Genomic DNA, 19,868 nt, shown 5'->3' with positions numbered 1-19,868 from the left:
CATAAACAGAAATGATCCGGAAAATCATGAAATCACACCACGTTTCCCCCGCCCGCAGGCACCAAGGAACGCCGGTAATTCACAATTACCCTGAAAACTAGTCTGCCAATGGCCCCGGCTGCAAGTTCAATCCACTTTGGGCGGTTCCGGGCGGCGATGATAAACGATAAAAATAACAACCAGTGCAACCGCAAGGCAAAACCACGTAATGGCATATTGCAAATGGTTGTTAGGCAGGGTCACCCGCGCCTGTCCGCCCTTGGGCAATCCACCGGGGTTTGGCGTGGCGTCGGCTTCCAGGTAATAGGGGCTGGCAAGGTCGCCGCCTGCTTCTTCGGCCATATGTTGCGGATCAACATAAAACCACTGGTTTTTCACCGGGTCGTTTTCGGGCTGGGCCCAATGACGGGGCCGGGCGACCTGCAAGACGCCAGTCACATCAACCTGGCCTGAAACCTCGCCTTCCAGGCGGGTGGCGGGGTCGCGTTTGTCGTCGGGTACCCAGCCGCGATTAACCAGAATGATGCGGCCATCGGCCTGTTCAAGCGGTGTGATCACCTGATAACCCACACTGCCCTGCATGGTGCGCGCCATTAAATACATTTCCTGATCATGCAGAAAACGGCCATGGGCCTTTACGGCGCGAAACGACAGGGCGGGGTCGATTTTGGTAACATCAACAGGAAAATCGATGGGCGGCAGGCTGGCCTGGGCTTCGCGTTCGGCGATCAGGTTTTCTTTCCAGAATAACCGTTCCACCTGCCAGCCACATAATACCAGCAAAATCAGCAATGCCAGGCCGGCAGAAATCGATAGTGCGACGGTGGGCCGCGTTTTAAGAAGCGCCATAAAGGGCCTATTCCTGTTCTGTGGTCGACCGGTGACGGTATTGCAAGGCAACCATCACCCCTTTTAGCGGCCGCAACAGCAAAAGGGTAACCCCGATCACGGTGGGAAACCACATGACCACATGCAGCCACAAAGGCGGTTGGTACGTTAATTCCACCCATAAGGCAAGGGGCACCACCAAAAAGCCGAGGATGAAAATAATGAAAATCGCGGGGCCGTCACCGGCATCGTGACCGCGCAAATCAAGCCCGCAGACATCGCACTGTTCGCGCACCACAAGAAAGCCCGAAAACAGCTTTCCCCCACCGCAGCGCGGACACTTGCAGGCAAGGCCGGTACGAATGGGGGAAAGGGGTGGATAATAATCCAGGGTCATCAGGTTTTTAAAACCTTTGGGTTGGCATTGTCATTTTCGGACACAGAGTGAGGGGGGCGTTATGCCCCGCCCCAGATATAGACCGAGAAGAACAGGAACAGCCACACCACGTCAACGAAGTGCCAGTACCATGCAGCAGCTTCGAGGCCAAAGTGATGGTCCGGTTTGAAATCGCCGCGGTTGGCGCGATAAAGGCAAACCGCCAGAAACACCGTGCCGACAAAAACGTGGAAGCCGTGGAAACCTGTCGCCATATAGAAGGTTGACGGGTAAATGCCATCATCAAAGGCAAAGGCCGCATGATGGTATTCGTAGGCCTGGCAGGATAAAAACGCGATGCCCAGCAAAACGGTAATCGCCAGCCCCTGCACCATATGTTTTTTATTGCCTTCAAGGCAGGCATGGTGCGCCCAGGTCAGCGTGCAGCCCGACAACAGCAGGATCAGGGTATTGATAAAGGGCAGATCCCAGGGATCAAGCACTTCAATACCAGCAGGCGGCCACTGGGTTACAGACGGGTTAAAGTCCAGAAGGGCGCTTTGGAAAAAAGCCCAGAAAAACGCAACAAAGAACATGACCTCGGATGCGATGAACAGCGACATGCCATACCGCAGGCCGATTTGCACTACCGGGTTATGATAGATGCGCGATTCCTGAACAACATCGCTCCACCAGCGGAACATCACAAACAGGATACCGGCAATGCCAATGGCAGCCAGCCAGAAATCGGTCAGCATCCGATCCGAATGCATGAAATAAACCATGCCACCGGTAAACAAGCCTGCCGAAAGTGCGGCCACCATCGGCCACGGGCTTGGGTCTACCAGATGGAACGGATGTTTCTGAGCGTGATCACTCATTCCTCGCCCCCCTCAGTCCTTGAATAAATTAAGTGTCAAACTACGCATTCCCGAACGCTGTCCCATTTGGGTCAGCCTCCGTTCTCACCCGATCTGTCGGCTGCCTGGGCCGCCGTTTTCACGGCGTAAAAGGCAAACGACAGTTTAATTTCGCTCAAATCCTGTAATGCCGGATCATCCGCAATCGCCGGATCAACAAAAAAGCTGATCGGCATATCCACATTCTGGCCCGGCGACAGGCGCTGCTCATCAAAACAAAAACATGCCAGCTTGTTTACATAGCGGCCTGCTTCAACCGGGCTCACGCTATAGGCGGCTTCACCGGTTACAACCTTGTCCGACTTATTGCGGGCGGCATAAAATGCCATCCTGTTTTCTCCCAGCGGCACCGTCATCGACGCCTGCTCGGGGGCAAATTCCCAATCCATTGACGGATCCGACGTTCCGTCAAAGGACACTGTAATCGTTCGCGCCTGCACATCCGTGCCAGTTGTCGCACTTACCCGGGTTATTCCGCCAGGGCCGGCCAACGCGAGCCCGGCAGCACCGGCTGGACTTTCGTGCATCGCACCCGCGCCATCCGCAAACAGGCCGGGTGCCGATGCCACCTTGAAGCCGATAAACCCACCCACCAGAATAGCCGCGGCACAAAAGATCCATCCCCCGATCTTTCTGCGATTTTCCTGGTTTTTGCGTTTCCGGCGCGTCATTTTTCAGCCGCTCATCTTCAGGATGGTGATCACGAAAAACAAAACGGCCAGGCCGGTCAATATTCCCAGAAGAACCCAGTTTTTACGCCGGCGACTGGCATAAAAAGCAGCAAGTTCTTCGTCAGTCATTTTCGGTTGTTCGGTCATACGATGAAACTTTCAAGCCAGATATCGGCAACCATCGCGCCAAACAACACAAACAGGTACAAAATCGAATAGCCAAACATTTTTTGCGGTGCCTTTTCCTCGGCATTGCGCAAAACACGCCAGGCATGACGCAAAAACCACAGGCCGGTCAGGCCCGCCGTAACGGCATAAAACACGCCAAGCAAACCGGTAAAATAGGGCACCAAAGTCACAGGCAACAACAGGATGGTGTAAACCAGCATTTGCTTTTTGGTCGCAACATCACCCGCCACCACCGGCATCATCGGCACGCCAACCTTGGCATAATCGCCACAGCGAAACAGTGCCAAAGCCCAGAAATGCGGCGGCGTCCACATGAAGATGATCATGAACAGCGCGACCGAATTAAGGTCTATGCCACCCGTTACAGCAGCCCAGCCGATCATGGGCGGAAAAGCCCCGGCAGCACCACCAATAACAATGTTTTGCGGCGTGCGGCGTTTCAGCCACATGGTATAAACAAAGACATAAAACCCGATCGACACCGCCAGCAGAACCGCCGCCACCAGATTAATGGCAACGGCCATGACAGTGACCGATACAATCGACAGGAAAATTCCCAGCGACAGGGCTTCATCCGCCGGAACACGCCCGGCCGGAATGGGCCGGTTCATGGTCCGTTTCATGTGAATGTCAATGTCGCGATCATACCACATGTTAATCGAGGCAGCAGCGCCACTGGCAACAGCAATGCAGCCAATGGCAACCAGGGCCAGAAACGGGTGCAGATGGCCAGGCGCAATCAGCAGGCCAACGGCACCGGTAAATACAACAAGCGTCATGACACCGGGTTTAAGCAGCGTAAAATAATCACGCACGGTCGAAACCGGAATGCTTGGAACGGTATCAAGGGTCAGTGTCTGATCAAGTGCGGTCTTGCTCATGACAGGTGCGGTCTTCTTTCTGGCTTTGGTGGTTGTCTTTCGCCGGGAAATTCCGGCGAAAGACAAAAGATCGCATGGTTACTTGATGCGCGGCAGTTCATCAAAAGTATGGAACGGCGGCGGCGAGCTGACAGTCCATTCCAGAGTATCAGCATATTCGCCATACGGGTTTGCGGCGGCTTTCTTACCACGAATAAAGGCGTGTGCCACCACACCGAGGAAGAAAATAGTTGCTGCAAACGAGATATACGCACCATAGGACGAAACAAGGTTCCACCCAGCAAACGCATCAGGATAGTCGGCATACCGACGCGGCATACCGGCAAGCCCCAGGAAGTGTTGCGGGAAGAAGGTCAGGTTCACGCCGATGAAAAACAGCCAGAAGTGAATCTTGCCACCAAGATCGGAAATCTCGTACCCGGTCATTTTGCCGAACCAGTAATAGAAACCGGCAAAGATCGAGAACACAGCGCCCAGCGACAGCACATAGTGGAAATGCGCCACCACGAAATAGGTATCGTGCAACGGCAGATCCATGCCGGAGTTCGCCAGAATAACCCCTGTCACACCGCCGACGGTGAACAGGAAGATAAAGCCGATCGCCCACAGCATGGGCGCGCGCAAACTGATAGAACCGCCCCACATGGTGGCAATCCACGAGAAAATCTTAACCCCGGTTGGCACCGCAATCACCATCGTTGCCGCGGTGAAATAGGCACGGGTGTCAACATCCAGGCCAACGGTATACATGTGGTGCGCCCACACGATAAAGCCGACAACACCAATGGCAACCATCGCATAAGCCATGCCGAGATACCCGAAAATCGGCTTGCGCGAGAAGGTGGAAATGATGTGGCTGATGATGCCAAAGCCCGGCAAAATCATGATGTAAACTTCGGGATGACCAAAGAACCAGAACAGGTGCTGATACAGGATCGGATCCCCGCCCCCAGCCGGATCAAAGAACGAGGTGCCAAAGTTACGGTCGGTCAGCAGCATGGTGATGGCACCACCCAGAACCGGAACCGCCAGCAAAAGCAGGAAGGCAGTAACCAGCATCGACCAGGCAAAAAGCGGCATTTTATGCAGGGTCATGCCCGGCGCACGCATGTTGCAGATCGTGGTGATAAAGTTGACCGCGCCCAAAATCGAGCTGGCACCGGCAAGGTGAAGCGCGAAAATGGCCATGTCCACCGATGCCCCCGGATGCCCCAGCACACTTGAAAGCGGCGGATAAACCGTCCAGCCTGTACCGGCCCCCGTGCCGACAGCGGCCGAAAGCAGCAGCAAAAAGAATGCCGGAACCAGCAACCAGAACGAAATATTGTTCAGGCGCGGAAAGGCCATGTCAGGTGCGCCAATCATGATCGGCACGAACCAGTTGCCAAATCCGCCAATCATGGCGGGCATGACAACAAAGAACACCATGATCATGCCGTGTGCGGTCACAAGCACGTTAAAAAACTGGTGATCTTCGATAATCTGGGTTCCGGGATGTGCCAGTTCCATACGGAACCACACCGAAAACGCCCCGCCGATCAAACCGGCCACCAGCGAGAAAATCAGATATAACGATCCGATATCCTTGTGGTTGGTCGACAAGAACCAGCGGCTGAAAAAACCGGGCGTATGATCGTGGTCGTGATCATGCGCATGTGTATCAGCGTGAGCCATTAAACTCTCCCTCACTCGGCCGAGGCAACTGAAACAGCGTTCGGCAAGGTTGCCGATGCAAACTGTTCCTGAGCCGTCTTGACCCAATCTGCGTATTCTTCCTTGGTCACGGCTTTAACCGCAATCGGCATATAGGCGTGATTGACACCACACAGTTCCGAACACTGACCATAGAACATCGTTCCGGCATATTCGGCCGGAATGCGGGTCCAGGTTTCGTTAAGACGACCCGGAACAGCATCGAGTTTAATGAACAGTGACGGCATCGCCCAGCTATGAATCACATCTTCGGATGTCATGATCAGGCGAATATCGGTATCGACCGGCAGAACAACGGGATTATCCACATCCAGAAGGCGTTTTTTGCCTTCGGCAACGGCCGCATCCTCATCGAGCATCAGCGAATCAAAGGTGAAATCGCCGTTGTCGGGATATTCATAGGTCCAGTACCACTGCTTGCCGATGATTTTTAGCGTCATGTCGGCATCTTCGACATGATCTGCGTAATACAGCAAACGGAAAGACGGGATGGCAATGATCAGCAAAATCAGGACCGGCACCACCGTCCATGCCACTTCAAGCAAGGTATGATGGGTGGTCTTTGATGGCTTCGGATTGCGCTTGTGGCTGAAACGAAACAGCACATAAAGCAGCAACGCCAGCACGATAACAACTACCGCTGTCATCAGCCAAACCAGCAAGATGAAAAAATTATGGCCCTCAACCGCCACTGGCGAAACTGCGTCCTGAAGACCCAGTTGCCATGGCTCGGGCTGGCCCACTGCGGCAATCGCAGATGAATCCAGTCCTGTCAGAACTGCCAATCCCAGCAAAAAAATGGGAAACAGCATCTTGATCGACATGCGAATCTGCCCCCTCGCATTACAACTCAAGGCATTATGCCATTTTCGGCAAGGCCGAACAGCGCGACACATTCCGATCGGGAAGGCCCGATCGCTCCCCGAAAATGACCCGCCATGACATTGGACCGCGGATCGGTCCCGACATTAAAACGACAAACTAATTAGCTAACACTAATTCTATTATCCTGACATGCCAAGCATATCGGTATGCGTGGCAAATAGCTTATCTTTTTAACCTGTTCCACAAAAAACCTTGCTGCGCTGCACAAATTAATTTTGTGTTTCCTCATAGGGTTTTAGCTGATTTCAGTATTTTTCCAAAACTAAACCTATGGATCAAAAGGAATATTCCCCTTATAGCAACCCAACCACAACGCCCGCAACGCCATATCGCCCTGCGGTAGCCAAAGGCAACAAAGCTATGTGCGCGCGGCGTGCATCGCGATGCAACCTGAAAATTTTGCTGAAATATTTCAATTCACCCCAAGCGCGTTCGATCGCGTCGCAACCTGTGATCCACATAATTTGGTATGGTTTTGCCGGAATTGGTGCAAAAGCGTCGCGAATCGTCCGGCAACTTTTCAATCCTGTCGGCAAAACACAGTGTCATATCGGGCAAAACCCGCTTTCAACCGGTTTCAACCGACAGATTTTCTTGCACCGCATATCAAGTCGCCCGCCCCATCCATGCCCGCCCTATCCCAGGAAATGCCCGCCCCGGCCCCTATCTGGTTTCATCGATAATTCTGTTTTTATTGCCCCTATGGCCCCAAGGGTAAGGAAAGAACGGCATAAACCGGTATCTTGCCGGAAAATCGGGCCTTGATCGGGTAATTACAGCCGCTTTGCAAAGGTATACCCTCAACCGGCCGGATCATTTTGGCGGCAGGTGCAAGAACAGTATAAGGCTATATTCTTCTGTCTAAGCGGCCAAATCGGTATTTTTTGCAAAATTTACTCGCAGTGATCCCTTTACTTGTCGCCAGCTTTCCCCATTATCAAAGCATGGCAAGCGGTACGGAACGGTTGGCAACAGCCGGGGGCCGAAATTTGCAGGCGCGCTCGCAATGACATACCGGGAAACTTTAGCACCCGGCGCTCAGGTATAGTGTAGTATAATACAAGACAGATTTTCGTTATTGAGGTTTGCCTATGGCTCGTCAAAATCAAAAGAAGCTGTTCACTGCCGAAATGCGGTTGTTAAACAAGCTGGAACATATGAGCGACATCGTATCGCTGCCCGAACCGGCGAATTACGGTGAAGGACAGGCACAGGCACCTGATTTGTCGTCCCTGCATAATGCGATCGAAGATTTGAAGCTGGAGCTTCTGTCCGACATCAAAATCATGATTGACGAGCAGCGCAAGCTGGTTCAGACGCCCGAAGAACAGGGCGATGCCCGTAACGAATTGCGGATGCTGAAAACCGAAATTCGCGCGCTGGCCAATTCAATTCAGGAAACCAAAAAAGAAATCGCCGCCCTTTATTCGGCACCGGACGATTCCAGCGGCACGCGCCTGAACATTGTGAAGGGCGAGCTTGACTCGATTGTTGAAGCCACCGAGGAAGCCACGGCCAACATCCTGGAAAATGTCGAAAATATCGATACCGTTGCCCATAATATTCGCTCCTCCGCGACCGATGATTATGTACAGGGCCTGGCCGATGATATTGTTGAACTGGTTGTTAAGGTGTTTGAATCCTGTAACTTCCAGGACCTGACCGGGCAGCGCATTACCAAAGTCGTCAATACCATGAAATATATCGAGGAACGCGTGAACCGCGTGATCGAGATCTGGGGCGATGAAGACTTTGACGAATTTGACCTGCCGCCAGATCCCAAAGGCATGGATAACCTTGATAAAACCGTTACCCGTGCCCCGCAAAATCAGGAAAAGAACAACCAGAACGAAATCGACCAGATTTTCTCGCAAGACGAAATCGACGCTTTGTTCGACTAGGCCGTATCTCTTGCAAAACAAAACAAGGCAGCGATCCCGCTCGCGGGCGCTGCCTTTTTATTGCCCGCCTCCTCCCTGCTCTGCCCCGCGCCGTAAACCATGATTGTGCGTAACAAGGCAGGCAAGGCAACACGCCAACGGCAAACTGGCGAGATTTGCTGTCATGTCCTGCCCCGTCCCGTCCTCTCAATCCAAGCGTCCTTCCGCCCTCTCCCTCCTGCCTGTTGCGCCGTTTTTCACCCCTTCCGGCCACAAAAGGCACGAGAATCTGGATCAGCAAGGCCGCCAATATTAACAATACAAGGCAAATGGCTTAGGCTTTATCTGTATTGCAAAGGAGCCTGCACACATGTCGCCCCCGGCCCTGCCTGCCGCATTATCTGAAACATTTGAGCGTTATTCGACAGATGTGAGCCGGCGTCTGCTTCAGATACGCAGCCTGATTTTTAACACGGCAGCCAACACACCAGACGTTGGCGTATTGACGGAGACACTGAAATGGGGCGAAGCAGCCTATCTAACCGCGGCAAGCGGTAGCGGCACAACCATCCGCCTGGGCACCCCCAAATCCGCGCCCGATTGTTGTGCGGTCTTTGTAAATTGCCAAACCACCCTGATCAGCGATTTCCGCAGCCATTTTGCCGATGACTTCATATTTGAAGGCAACCGCGCGCTGATTATTCCGGCCAAGGCGCCCCTGCCCGAAGGGCCGCTTGTTTTATGCCTGCGTGCAGCCCTGACCTATCACCTGCACAAAAAACAAAAGGCAAAAGCAGCGATGATCAAGGCTTAAGGGCCAAGAAACACGGGCCCATTACCGTTACAGGCCCAATTGCGCGAATATTCGCTCTATGCCCGCTTGAACGACCAATCAGGTAACGTCAGGCTTTCGGGTCGGCGTCATTAGGCTCCTGCGCGGTTATGGGTGATGGCGGCAGTTTTTTCACCAAGGCATCAACCGACGCCGGATTGGTCAGGATCGCACCGGCAATAACACCAAAAAGATGTTCCGCCCGCGGGGCCAATGCCGGTTGATCGCCCAGCCAACCCAGCGCACTGATCAGGGCAAACAGATCCGTGCCATCCATATCAGTACGGGCCAGCTTAGCCGCCTGTGCACGAACAAGAAGCTGTGTTCCTGCCGCACGCAGAGCAACACAGGACGTATGCAAGGCTGAATCCGGCTCGGCAATTGCTGCAACCATCAGGGCGATAACTCCGCTGTAATTTTGCGTCACCGCCACGATTTCTTTTAACCAGATCACAAGAGCCTGTGCGCAATCATCTGCCGTTTCAAGATCACGTGCCCTTATGGTCAATTCATCAAACCGTGCACGAAGCAAGGCTTCAAACAAGGCTTCGCGGGTGGGAAAGTGCCGATACAGCGTACCAAGACCAACACCGGCCTTCCGGGCAATTTCGCGCAATGAAACCTCGGCGCCCTGCGCCATCACCACATCACGGGCAATGACAAGCAGGTGGTCATAATTCTTTTGAGCGTCCGCGCGCATCTATCCTCCTTGATAAACGGAACACTGATCCGTTTATATGGAGCAGCGCTCCGATTAGGAGTATCATAGATACAGGACAAGGAAAAGATATGACATCAACCATGATGAAGGCGGTTCGCCAACACGCGTTTGGCGGACCAGAGGTGCTGCAATACGAGGACGCACCGATGCCGGAATTAAACGCAGGCGAAGTGCTTGTGCGGGTTCACGCTGTGGGCCTTAACCCGCCGGACTGGTATCTGCGCGACGGTTATAAAATGCTCCCGGAGGAATGGCGCCCCGAGGTTACCTTTCCTGTCATTTTGGGAACCGATATATCGGGCGTGGTTACTGCAATTGCCAATGACGTGACGGATTTCGCAATTGGCGATGCCGTTTACGCGATGGTGCGCTTCCCTGACGGCCTGGCCGGGGGCAGCAAGGCCTATGCCGAATATGTCAGCGTGCCCACGTCGGAACTTGCAATCAAACCTGCCGGGATTGATCATGCCCACGCCGCTGGCGCGCCCATGTCATTGCTGACTGCATGGCAGTTCCTGATTGATTTGGGCCACACCGCGCCAAACCCGTTGCAGGCCACACCCCACCAGCCCGTACCACTTAAGGGCAAAACCGTGCTTGTAAACGGGGCGGCCGGAGGTGTGGGGCATTTTGCGGTGCAAATTGCAAAACTGAAAGGAGCGCATGTGATCGCCGTGGCGTCGGGCAGGCACGAAGCCCTTTTGCGCGACCTTGGGGCCGATGAATTTATCGACTACACCAAAACCCCGCCCGAAGAGGTTGCCCGTAACATGGACCTCGTTATTGATGCCCTTGGTGGCCCTACCACAGGCCGGTTTCTGGCAACACTAAAACGCGGCGGTGCCTTGTTTCCGATCTTCCCGTTAGGCTTTTCCGGCGAAAAAGAAGCCGAAAAGCTGGGCATTACCGTTTCGACCACCCAGGTCCGTTCAAGCGGGGCGCAGCTAGCCGAAGTCGCACATTTGCTAGATAGCGGGGAGATCCGGGTGGTTCTTGACAGCACCTTTGCACTTGCTGATGCCAGCAAGGCACATGAACGCGCCGCCAAAGACCACATTCAGGGCAAAATTGTCCTTACCGTCGATTAGAACCAAAACCCCAAACGGCGCAAACCAGCAGCGAGGACGATGATGATTATTGTTTCGGGGCATATCGACATTGCCCCAGCGGATGTGAGCGCGTTCCTGGCGGATATTGAAAAAATCAATCCCGGCAATAAGCCCGATAGTGGCTGCCTTTCCTATGCCGTTGCAATAATCGCCCCGGATATTGCGCGCCTGCTGATCGCCGAACGCTGGCAGGACCAGCCATCGTTAAGCGCACATTTGGCCCGCAAGGAAACATTGGCCTTTATTGGCAAATGGTCGGACAGGATGCAGGGGGACGTTTTGAAATATGATGCCACGAATGAACGCCCGTTAATGGCATAGACCCAAAGAGACCATTATGACAACGTAGCGTTTTCCGACTTTATCCCGCCAGTAAAACCCGCGAAAAACTGGGTACCTTAAACAAAAGACGGCCCTGTGATATGGCCGTCTTTTGTCGTAATCGTGTGATCGGCAAAGTATAGCGGAGCGGTTTGGATCACGCGGCCAAAGACGCCAGCTTTCCATCGGATGAACGATCCATTCGCCAGCTGATCAGGGCCAGAACCAGCCCGCCTGCCGTAATCGCGGCGGCCACCAAAGGCACCCCGGCGAGGCCCGGCCCGTGGTCAATGGCAACACCCCCAAGCCACGCACCGCCAGCATTGCCAAGGTTAAAGGCCGCAATGTTAATGGAAGATGCCAGGCTTGGCGCGCCTTCTGCCTTGGCAAGAACCCGCATTTGCAACGGGGGCACGGTTGAAAATGCCGCCGCCCCCAACACACCAACTGTGATAATGGTGAAAATCTGATTATCAAGTGCATAGGTCAGCACCACCAGAACGACCGATAAAAACACCAGCGACCCGATCAGGGTGACCATTAACCGGCGGTCTGCCAGCCGCCCGCCATACAGATTGCCAATAAACAGCCCCACCCCGAATAACAACAAAATCGGCGACACGGCCGCATCGGAAAAACCGGCAATTTCGGTTAATAACGGGGCGATATAGGTAAAGGCGGCAAATACCCCGCCAAAGCCCAGCACTGTAATCGCCAGCCCCAGCAATACCTGCGGGCGCAATAGGGCCGTCATTTCGGCGGTAACATTGATGGTGGTGTGTTTTTTATCGCGCGGCACCAGAAAGGCTGTTGCGATCAGGGCCAAAACCCCAATCACGGTGACGGCTTCGAACGTGGCGCGCCAGCCATATATTTGCCCCAGCCAGGTGCCAAACGGAACACCCAGCACATTGGCAACGGTTAGGCCGGTAAACATAATGGCAATGGCCGATGCCTTTTTTTCCCTGGCGACAAGGTCGGTTGCGACCACCGCACCAATGCCGAAAAACGCCCCGTGGGCAAAGGCAGCAATAATGCGCGCCATCATTAACGTGGCATAATCAGGCGCAATAGCGCACAGAAAATTACCGATGATAAAAACCGCCATCAAAAACAGCAGCACATTTTTTCGCCGCCATCTGCCGGTAAATATGGTCAGAACCGGGGCACCAACAACCACGCCAAGGGCATAGCCGGTAACAAGAAGCCCGCTACTGGACAGGGACACATCAAGATCGCGTGCCACATCAAGCAGCAGGCCCATAATGACGAATTCCGTCATGCCGATGCCAAAGGCACCGGCGGCAAGCGCATAGATTGCTAAGGGCATAACAAAGCCTTTTGGTTAATACTTTACATGGCCTGCACTATGGCTTTTCTGCTTTGATGTGACTATAATTCAACAATTATAATTAGTTTGGAATTTTATTCTCAAATGTTGCCAAACCGCTCGGGCGAAATGGAAGTGTTTTTACGGGTTGCCGATGCAGGCAGTTTTTCGGCCGCGGCGCGGCGATTGCAACTTACCCCGTCGGCGGTGGCAAAGCTGATTGCGCGGCTGGAAGAACGGCTGGGCGCACAGTTATTTGTGCGATCCACCCGTAATTTAAAATTAACCCGCGAAGGCCATGCCTATTATCACGACGCCAGCCGCATACTGGAAGATATCAGCACGCTTGAAGCCAGGCTGGCCCATGACAGCGCCACCCCGCGCGGCGCCATTCGCGTTAATGCCACAATTCCATTTGGCAACCATGTGCTGGTGCCGGTACTGGGTAGGTTTCTGGAAAAATACCCTGAAGTATCGATTGATTTAAGCCTGACCGATGATGTGATTGATATTCTAGATGAGCGCGCCGACATTGCCATTCGTAGCGGGGCCTTGCGCGATTCACGCCTGCTGGCACGCAAACTGGGGGTAAGCCGCCGGGTGGTTATTGCGGCACCATCCTATATTGAACGCCACGGTCGCCCGCAAACCCCGGCAGAGCTTGAAAAGCATAATTGCCTGAATTTCAATTTCCGCCGTGCGCAAGACCAATGGGCGTTACCCCAGACCGAAGGTGACGGTAACGGGGGCCAAAACGACGACCCCGGCGCGCGAACCGGCAATTTGCAGGTTAATAACGGTGAAACCATGCGCCAGCTTGCCCTGGCCGGCATTGGTATTGGTCGGCTGGCCCTGTTTCATGTTGGCAGGGATATCGCCGAAGGCCGACTGGAAATATTGCTGGACGCAGGCATCGAACCCGAATTTGAACAGATCCATGCTGTTTTTGTCGGCCAGCGGCAAATGCCATTGCGGATGCGGGTTTTTCTCGATTATCTGGCAAAAAACATCAACATCGAATAGGGCGCACCTGGCACATCGCAGCATCAAAGCCGTTAATTATTGCCGTCGCCCCGCCCGTTAAGGCCCGATACAACATCCTCAACAATTGCCTGCAAGTCTTCTTTCGCAACACCATCGCGCGCCTGAATAGAGATGCCTTGCAAAATGGCCGATACATAACGGGCAAGACGGTGCGCCTCATCACCATTTTTGGTAAAAGGCCGAAGCGCATTGGCGACAGACTCCCGCAATACCTCGCGCCGGGCTGCGGCATCCAGGGCAAGCGAATGAAGGTTGGGGTGGCACGCAACCATACCGCTTGAAATCATACATCCCCGCGGACGGGCCGGATCAGTCACAGCACGAACAGCCCCTTCAAGCAATTTTCGCACGGCTTCAGCCGTGGAACTCGCGTTTGCGACAGACGCAAAATCAAGCGAACCGTATTTTTCCTCGTAGCGCTTGACCGCCTCCTGATAAAGGCCGGCCTTGTTGCCAAAAGCCGCATACAGGCTTGGCGGTGCAACACCGATGACTTTGGTCAGATCCCCAACCGACACACCTTCATAGCCATGCTGCCAAAACAGCTGCATCGCCGTTTCGATGGCCTGTTCACGGTCAAAGCTCCAGGGGCGGCCGCCATGTGATTTTTCATCAGGTTTCATAGCGATCAATAAACAACACTTGACGCACAAAGTCAATCATGTTGATTAATGATCACTAAACAACATGAGAAAGATGATGCACAATTTACGAAAAACATTCATTTCAACAGCCGCTATTCTGTTTGCCATTGCCATTGGAACAGCCGCTTATGCGCCATCCGGCCATGCCGCGCCGACAGAAACGGCGAAAACCGACACCCGAAAAAATGAGGATGCCCGCGACCATTTCGAGGTGCGGTCCAGCGACGGAACAACATTGGCTGTCACAGCACAGGGAGCCGTTGATGCCCCGGAAATCCTGTTGATACACGGACTGCGACAAAGCCATCTTAGTTGGGCAAAACAACTAAGCGACCCAACATTAAAAGGCTTTCGAATCGTAACATTTGATTTGCGCGGACATGGCGATTCGGACAAACCCGCCGCACTTGCCGCATATTCAGATGCCGATAAATGGGCAGACGATGTGAATGCCGTCATCAGGAGCGCAAAACTGCGTCGCCCCGTTCTGGTCGGCTGGTCGCTTGGCGGGTATGTCGCAGGTGCCTATTTGCGTAAATATGGCGGCACGCATATTGCCGGGATTAATCTGGTGGACGCCGTAACGAATATGTCGCCCGACCTTTTCACCAGTGAAGCACTTGGTTTTGCCAAATCAACAACGTCGCACAACCTGGCAACACGGGCTGCTGCCACGGCCGATTTTCTTTTCACATGCTTTTATCAGGCACCAACACCATCAGCACTGCAGCAAATGATGGTCATTAACGGTATGACATCCCGCGCCGTCTATGAAGGGTTCCTTCAAACCAAAACCACGAACCTGGAACCCTTTTTTGCGGCTTATAACGGCCCGGTTTTGTTGTCGCACGGGATCCATGACCGGCTGGTAAAGGTTGCGATGTCCGAACGGATCAAATCCATACATGCCAATAGCCGCCTGTCCGTGTTTGACAATAGCGGCCATAGCCCGTTTTACGAAGAACCGGCACGTTTTAACGAAGAACTGGCGGATTTTGTAAAAGAAGCCACGGCAAAGTGACCTTGCGATAAAGGCGCGCCGCCATCACGCGGCGCCCTTTTTTTCATTGTACCGATTATTGGCGAATATTCAGGCGTGGCCGGCTTCGCCCGATAACAATTCGGGGGCAAAACCCAGCTTGGCAAAGGCGCGCTGCCATTTGTCTTCGCAATCGGTACCAAACAGCAATTCCGCATCGGCATCGACATGCAACCAGCCATTGGCGCGAATTTCGGTTTCAAGCTGCCCGCTGCGCCATCCGGCATAGCCAAGGGCAAGAATGCTGTTATGCGGGCCTTTGTTCAGGGCGATATTTTCAAGAATATCGACCGTGGCAGTTACCGAAACATCCCGGTCGACCTGCAAGGTGGCATCGTTGTGGAAATCGTTGGAATGCAGGACAAACCCCCGGCCCGATTCAACCGGCCCGCCAAAATGCACCTGAATATCGGCAATGGTTGAAGCCGGGCGGACGATGCCCAATTGTTCGAGCAATTCGGGAAAGGTGATGGAATCGATCAAGCGGTTCACGACAATGCCCATGGCCCCGTCTTCATTATGGGCGCACAGATAAACAACACTTTGGGCAAAGCGCGGATCACGCATGCCTGGCATCGCAACCAATAGCTTGCCCGATAGATATTCTCCGTCGCTGCCTGCATATGCCATTTGCGCACCATCCTCATTCACTGAAACTCAAGACTACCCTGTTCTCACGGGTCAAGCCAAGCATGGTCTTAAAATAATCACCCGGACCTGTTCTTAATCAATCCGTTGTTTTTTTCATATGGGTATAATTGGCAAAGCAAACCAGACCGTTTTTTTAAAGCCCCGATAGTGCTAACGCCGCAGTAACATGTTCGTGGCTTGCATTGAGCCATTCATCGTCGTACCCCTGCCTCGCTGACCAATTTTCCGGGAATCCGTGCCGTGACCAAGCGTATTTTTGCCCTGCTTATGTTGATAATGCTGCCGCATCTGGCGCAGGCTGCACCGGCAGAAAGCGCCTGGCAGGACGAGGATTTTGCCTCTGTTCGCATTATCAGTGCGCGCAACGGTGTCAAGGATGTTCACAGCCTGCGGCTGGGGCTGGAATTTGCCCTGCAACCACACTGGAAAGTATATTGGCGCAGCGCCGGGGATGCCGGGTTTCCGCCGAAAATTGACTGGACAGGGTCAGAAAATGTTAATGCTGGCGCAGAAAACATGCTGTGGCCCGCACCAATGCGATTTTCCATTTTCGGACTGGAAACCTTTGGTTATGAAAACCGGGTTATTTTCCCCGTCGACATTCCGGTTCTTGACCCGTCCCAGCCGGTAAAGCTGCATTTATCGGTTGATTATCTGGCATGTAGCGACATTTGCGTACCCGCCACTGCTGTGTTGAACCTCACCCTGCCAGCCAGTTCGGGCGACATTTCCAACCACGCCCACGAGATTGAAAAATTTGCTGCCAAAGTACCGCTAACGGGTGGCAACCTGCCGATGGGCGTTGCCAGCATTTGGGAAACAGGCGATAGCAAAGCCAGTTATCTTGATATCGCGCTGCGCGATGTTCCCGATGACAGCACCCCCGATATTCTGGTGGAAGGTAAACCAGCCGACAGTTTTGGCGCACCACAACCAACCGGAGAGATGCTTGATGGCGCACCGGTTTACCGCCTGGCGATCCATAACAATGCCAAAGCCGACAGCTTTGACGGACAAAACCTGACCGTAACCATTTTGGCCGGGGCGCTGGCGGTTGAACAACCTGTTCGGGTCGGCAGTGCGCCGGAAAGTGGCATGGTGGCCGCCAACGACCTTTCAGGCGGCAACACGCCGCCGAAACAGGCCATGACAACCAGCCCCCATGGCACCGCCTGGTGGATTATTGGCGGGCTGGCATTACTGGGCGGTTTGATTTTAAATGTGATGCCCTGTGTATTGCCGGTTTTATCACTTAAGGTGATGGGGGCTATTCAGCTGGGGGCGCAAAACCGGGCCAGCACCCGGCGTGGTTTTTTTGCCAGTGCGCTTGGCATTCTGGTGTCGTTCTGGATTATTGCCGGGGCGTTAGGCATTCTGAAACTGGCAGGTGGGTCCATTGGCTGGGGCATTCAGTTTCAGCAACCCCTGTTTTTAACGGTTATGACCATTGTTGTCGTACTGTTTGCCTGCAATATGTTTGGCTTGTTTGAAATCAGTGCGAACCGCTTAAACAACCTTGCCAATGACGCCATCGACCATCATCAGGCCCCGCAAGGTCAGGCGCCTGGTGCCAGGGAAGGTATGGGCGGGCATTTTCTGACCGGGATGTTTGCAACCCTGCTGGCAACCCCCTGTTCCGCCCCGTTTTTGGGAACGGCGGTTGGCTTTGCCCTTGCCGGGTCCATCTTTGATATTTTCTGGATTTTCACCCTGCTGGGCATCGGCTTTGCCCTGCCCTATCTGTTAATTGCGGCACGGCCCGAAATTGCCCGCCTGTTGCCCAAACCGGGCCGCTGGATGGTTGTGGTTAAATTTGTGCTGGGGCTGGCACTTCTGGGCACCGCGATCTGGCTGCTTGGCGTGCTGGCCGGGCAAATTGGTACCAACGGGGCCATTGCCGTTGGCCTTGGCCTGGCGCTTACCAGCGGGTTGATCTGGTGGCGCCATAAAACCACCCGTCTCAAACGCAAACCGTTACTGGCGGGCTTTGCCACCCTTGCCGTGCTTGTCGCCCTGTTTGCGCCGGGCTTTTCCAAACCACCCGCAAACAGCACACGTAACACGGCATCACACACAGGGGACGACGCGGCATTGCCATGGCAGCCCTTTGCCCCCGAAACCATCGCCCGTGATGTAGCCGATGGGAAAACAGTGCTGGTCGACATTACCGCCGACTGGTGTGTGACCTGTCAGGTCAATAAACGGCTGGTGATTGATACGGATGATGTGCGCGCAGTACTTGGCGGTGAAAATATTGTGTTAATGCAGGGCGACTGGACCCGCCCCGACCCGGCGATTGCCGCCTTTTTGGCGAAATATGACCGTTATGGCATTCCGTTTAACGCGGTATTTGGCCCCAATGCACCTGACGGTGTTTTACTGTCCGAATTGCTTAGCAAGGATCAGGTTATTTCTGGCATTGCCACCGCCAGCGGGGCAAACGGCCTTGCAAAAGACTGATCGCCACCACACCTGACGGGAAGCTGCTGGCACTGAATGATTTTTTAAGTCATTCTAGCAAGCTGTAATGCATAATCTGCCGGGCCACCTTACACCGGTAATCCATGCCCGCATCCAATGCGGCATATAAAACGGAGAAACGCCATGACCATCGCCGAAGGCGCAACATTGCCTGACGTCGTATTGCACCGTGCCACTGCGGATGGCCCCGAAGCCGTCCAGAGCAAGGATTTGTTTGCCGGTCGCAAGGTTGTTCTTTTTGCTGTTCCTGGTGCCTTCACCCCGACCTGCTCGATCAAACATCTGCCCGGTTTCATCAACAAGGCCGACGAGATCAAAGCCAAGGGTGTGGATGAAATTTTCTGTCTTGCCAGCAATGATGCCTTTGTCATGCAGGCCTGGGCCAAATCGGAAAATGTTGGCGAAGCCATTACCATGCTGGCCGATGGCGATTTGAATTTTACCAATGGCACCGGCCTGAAACTGGACTTGCGCGGCAAGGGTCTGGGCGAACGCGCCAACCGCTATGCCATGGTTATTGAGGACAACAAGGTTACCCACCTTGCTGTTGAAGAACCGGGCGCATTTGATGTTTCCAGCGCGGAATCGGTTTTGGCGGCACTTTAACCCCCCGTCCTAACGGGCAGCATGATCGATCTGAAATGTTTGTCCGTGTCATAAACAAAAACAGGCCGAACCGCATAAACGGGGTTCGGCCTGTTTTGTAATTACCCGGCACATGGTGCCATTTGCCCATGCCACGTGACCGTCGGCACATTCGCCTGCAAACCGGATGATCAATTTTAATATCCCGGATGGGGTGTTTATCGCGGTAACATTACCGGGATCGCATCCTGACGGCTGTCGAATTCGCATTCAAATACCGGTTTGATGCTACGTGCGAGAAAATGAACGACCCCGTCGCGATATTCATCCTTGATCGGCGACCAGCTGATATAAACACCGCCGCGCCCGTCATATTCGCGAATGTCGCGGTCTTCGCGCAATTCCCGAAAAACAAAACCAAGATCCCCGGCATTACCGGCTAAAAGCCAGCCCGGCTTAACGCCGCCATGCCACACCAGATAAACGCCGCCAACACCATCGACTTTCAATTCGCTAATGTCGTCAATCATATACAGGCGAAAATAATCGCCGCGCGGCCCTGCGCGCCATTTGATGTCCTGCGCTTTGGCCTGTGTTGCATTTGTTTTGGTTGTTGACCAAAATGCCATATTTCCAGTCCTCCAGAACCTCCGGGACGGGAAACGCCCTCCCGGATGCTCGCTTCAAATCCTTCGGCACGGTAAACCGCCGGTCCGGCGGTGAATACCCATAAAGACAGTTTTACAATGCGATTGCATTATATATCTA

The 19,868-nt window shown here is 53.8% G+C and carries 21 protein-coding genes; 8 read left to right on the top strand and 13 right to left on the bottom strand.

What is annotated here, in order from left to right; genetic code table 11:
* Positions 1-126 precede the first annotated feature (126 nt).
* The 8 genes from THS27_RS00640 to coxB form a co-directional block, all read right to left on the bottom strand.
* Positions 127-849 (bottom strand): SURF1 family protein, encoded by a 723-nt coding sequence (locus THS27_RS00640; protein ID WP_085587078.1) that lies wholly within the window; start codon positions 847-849, stop codon positions 127-129.
* Between the two features lie 7 nt (positions 850-856).
* Positions 857-1,225: a DUF983 domain-containing protein gene (locus THS27_RS00635; protein ID WP_085587077.1), complete on the bottom strand. Its 369-nt coding sequence runs from the start codon at positions 1,223-1,225 to the stop codon at positions 857-859.
* 59 nt (positions 1,226-1,284) lie between these two features.
* A complete protein-coding gene (locus THS27_RS00630) occupies positions 1,285-2,085 on the bottom strand; it encodes a cytochrome c oxidase subunit 3 (protein ID WP_085587076.1) in 801 nt (266 codons plus the stop codon).
* Between the two features lie 71 nt (positions 2,086-2,156).
* A complete protein-coding gene (locus THS27_RS00625; RefSeq protein WP_085587075.1) occupies positions 2,157-2,795 on the bottom strand; it encodes a cytochrome c oxidase assembly protein in 639 nt (212 codons plus the stop codon).
* A 3-nt stretch (positions 2,796-2,798) separates the two neighbouring features.
* The gene (locus THS27_RS26830) at positions 2,799-2,942 is read right to left on the bottom strand and encodes a hypothetical protein (protein ID WP_168184787.1); all 144 of its coding nucleotides are present in this window, start codon (positions 2,940-2,942) and stop codon (positions 2,799-2,801) included.
* A complete protein-coding gene (locus tag THS27_RS00620; protein WP_085587074.1) occupies positions 2,939-3,865 on the bottom strand; it encodes a heme o synthase in 927 nt (308 codons plus the stop codon). Before THS27_RS00620 ends, THS27_RS26830 begins: the two co-directional genes overlap by 4 nt.
* 78 nt (positions 3,866-3,943) lie before the next feature.
* Complete coding sequence (gene ctaD / locus THS27_RS00615; protein WP_085587073.1) at positions 3,944-5,539, bottom strand: cytochrome c oxidase subunit I; 1,596 nt, start codon at positions 5,537-5,539, stop codon at positions 3,944-3,946.
* 11 nt (positions 5,540-5,550) lie between these two features.
* Positions 5,551-6,402 carry a cytochrome c oxidase subunit II gene (gene coxB, locus THS27_RS00610; protein ID WP_085587072.1) on the bottom strand — a complete coding sequence of 284 codons (852 nt, stop codon included), beginning with the start codon at positions 6,400-6,402 and terminating at the stop codon, positions 5,551-5,553.
* 1,152 nt (positions 6,403-7,554) lie between these two features.
* Between coxB and THS27_RS00600 the strand changes: the two genes are divergently transcribed.
* Both THS27_RS00600 and THS27_RS00595 read left to right on the top strand, forming a co-directional pair.
* Positions 7,555-8,364 carry a protein phosphatase CheZ gene (locus tag THS27_RS00600; protein ID WP_085587070.1) on the top strand — a complete coding sequence of 270 codons (810 nt, stop codon included), beginning with the start codon at positions 7,555-7,557 and terminating at the stop codon, positions 8,362-8,364.
* A gap of 349 nt (positions 8,365-8,713) precedes the next feature.
* The gene (locus tag THS27_RS00595) at positions 8,714-9,157 is read left to right on the top strand and encodes a DUF1801 domain-containing protein (RefSeq protein ID WP_139835427.1); all 444 of its coding nucleotides are present in this window, start codon (positions 8,714-8,716) and stop codon (positions 9,155-9,157) included.
* 88 nt (positions 9,158-9,245) lie between these two features.
* Here THS27_RS00595 and THS27_RS00590 read toward each other — a convergent pair whose 3' ends face one another.
* A complete protein-coding gene (locus tag THS27_RS00590; RefSeq protein WP_085587069.1) occupies positions 9,246-9,875 on the bottom strand; it encodes a TetR/AcrR family transcriptional regulator in 630 nt (209 codons plus the stop codon).
* An 89-nt stretch (positions 9,876-9,964) separates the two neighbouring features.
* Here THS27_RS00590 and THS27_RS00585 point away from each other — a divergent pair, with 89 nt between their 5' ends.
* Both THS27_RS00585 and THS27_RS00580 read left to right on the top strand, forming a co-directional pair.
* On the top strand, positions 9,965-10,984 hold the full coding sequence (locus THS27_RS00585; RefSeq protein ID WP_085587068.1) for an NADP-dependent oxidoreductase: 1,020 nt from the start codon (positions 9,965-9,967) through the stop codon (positions 10,982-10,984).
* Between the two features lie 39 nt (positions 10,985-11,023).
* Positions 11,024-11,326, top strand: coding sequence for a putative quinol monooxygenase (locus THS27_RS00580; protein ID WP_210402790.1), 303 nt, complete (start codon positions 11,024-11,026; stop codon positions 11,324-11,326).
* Positions 11,327-11,483: 157 nt separating this feature from the next.
* Here the strand turns inward: THS27_RS00580 and THS27_RS00575 are convergent, their stop codons facing one another.
* On the bottom strand, positions 11,484-12,656 hold the full coding sequence (locus THS27_RS00575) for an MFS transporter (RefSeq protein WP_085587067.1): 1,173 nt from the start codon (positions 12,654-12,656) through the stop codon (positions 11,484-11,486).
* Positions 12,657-12,761: 105 nt separating this feature from the next.
* On the opposite strand from THS27_RS00575, the gene THS27_RS00570 reads away from it, so the two are divergent.
* Positions 12,762-13,679 (top strand): LysR family transcriptional regulator, encoded by a 918-nt coding sequence (locus THS27_RS00570; protein ID WP_085587066.1) that lies wholly within the window; start codon positions 12,762-12,764, stop codon positions 13,677-13,679.
* 32 nt (positions 13,680-13,711) lie between these two features.
* Here THS27_RS00570 and THS27_RS00565 read toward each other — a convergent pair whose 3' ends face one another.
* Positions 13,712-14,323 carry a TetR/AcrR family transcriptional regulator gene (locus THS27_RS00565; protein WP_085587065.1) on the bottom strand — a complete coding sequence of 204 codons (612 nt, stop codon included), beginning with the start codon at positions 14,321-14,323 and terminating at the stop codon, positions 13,712-13,714.
* 64 nt (positions 14,324-14,387) lie between these two features.
* On the opposite strand from THS27_RS00565, the gene THS27_RS00560 reads away from it, so the two are divergent.
* Positions 14,388-15,365, top strand: a complete 978-nt coding sequence (locus THS27_RS00560; RefSeq protein WP_210402788.1) for an alpha/beta fold hydrolase — start codon at positions 14,388-14,390, stop codon at positions 15,363-15,365.
* Between the two features lie 69 nt (positions 15,366-15,434).
* On the opposite strand, the gene THS27_RS00555 is transcribed toward THS27_RS00560, so the two are convergent.
* Positions 15,435-16,013 carry a YqgE/AlgH family protein gene (locus THS27_RS00555; RefSeq protein WP_085587063.1) on the bottom strand — a complete coding sequence of 193 codons (579 nt, stop codon included), beginning with the start codon at positions 16,011-16,013 and terminating at the stop codon, positions 15,435-15,437.
* A 261-nt stretch (positions 16,014-16,274) separates the two neighbouring features.
* On the opposite strand from THS27_RS00555, the gene THS27_RS00550 reads away from it, so the two are divergent.
* Together THS27_RS00550 and THS27_RS00545 are read left to right on the top strand one after the other, a co-directional pair.
* On the top strand, positions 16,275-18,494 hold the full coding sequence (locus tag THS27_RS00550; RefSeq protein WP_246832782.1) for a protein-disulfide reductase DsbD: 2,220 nt from the start codon (positions 16,275-16,277) through the stop codon (positions 18,492-18,494).
* Positions 18,495-18,638: 144 nt separating this feature from the next.
* Complete coding sequence (locus tag THS27_RS00545; RefSeq protein ID WP_085587062.1) at positions 18,639-19,121, top strand: peroxiredoxin; 483 nt, start codon at positions 18,639-18,641, stop codon at positions 19,119-19,121.
* A 197-nt stretch (positions 19,122-19,318) separates the two neighbouring features.
* Here THS27_RS00545 and THS27_RS00540 read toward each other — a convergent pair whose 3' ends face one another.
* On the bottom strand, positions 19,319-19,729 hold the full coding sequence (locus tag THS27_RS00540) for a DUF4089 domain-containing protein (RefSeq protein WP_246832781.1): 411 nt from the start codon (positions 19,727-19,729) through the stop codon (positions 19,319-19,321).
* Between the last annotated feature and the right edge of the window lie 139 nt (positions 19,730-19,868).

This window comes from Thalassospira sp. MCCC 1A01428, from assembly GCF_002115825.1.
Classification (GTDB): domain Bacteria; phylum Pseudomonadota; class Alphaproteobacteria; order Rhodospirillales; family Thalassospiraceae; genus Thalassospira.
Note: the sequence above shows the minus strand (reverse complement) of the source record. Positions and strands in the feature narration are given on the sequence as shown.